This is a genomic window from Limnospira sp. PMC 289.06, assembly GCF_032350395.1.
GTDB lineage: Bacteria > Cyanobacteriota > Cyanobacteriia > Cyanobacteriales > Microcoleaceae > Limnospira > Limnospira platensis.
On sequence record NZ_JARPLC010000431.1, the window covers coordinates 1 to 617 of the forward strand.

Here is a 617-nt window from a genome sequence, read left to right on the forward strand (position 1 = left end):
CTATGGCAACCGGAACTGATTGCTGAGTTAGTTCCTGGCATTCCCATGGACTGCCAATTTGATTATAGCGCTCCGGTGGTCAAAGAACAGGAACAGCGTATTGATGGCTTATTTACCCCTGTGGGGGATGATAACCCAGATTTGCCCTTGGTGTTCGTGGAAGCGCAAATGCAGCCTGATAGGGGATTCTATGGCCGCTTTTTTCGGGAAGTGTTTATGTATCTGGGACAATATGAGGTGAGCCGACCTTGGCGGGGGCTATTGATTTTCTCCAGTCGCAGCCAGGGGTTTGGGGTGGAGACTCCCTATCGCCTGCTATTAGATAATTTGGTGGAAAGGCTTTATCTCGAAGACTTGATTGGTCGGTCGGATTTGAGTCCGAATTTGGCGTTGTTGCGGTTGTTGGTATTGCCGGAGTCGGAAACCCCACAAAGCGCTCGTGATTTGTTGAATGTTGAGGCGAGTGAGGAGGTATTTCGGCGACGGTTGGATTTGGTAGAAAGTATACTGGTGAGTAAGTTTCCACAGTTGAGCTTGGAGGAGATACGGGAAATGTTGGATATTACCCAGGTTAGGCTTGAGGATACCCGGTTTTATCGGGATGTGTTGCAGAAGGG

The 617-nt window shown here is 49.3% G+C and carries 1 protein-coding gene; it reads left to right on the plus strand.

Translation table 11 applies throughout. The features are described from left to right. Window positions 1-617 (plus strand): Rpn family recombination-promoting nuclease/putative transposase (locus P5674_RS25610; RefSeq protein WP_315670464.1); only part of this gene is annotated, 617 nt, incomplete at both ends.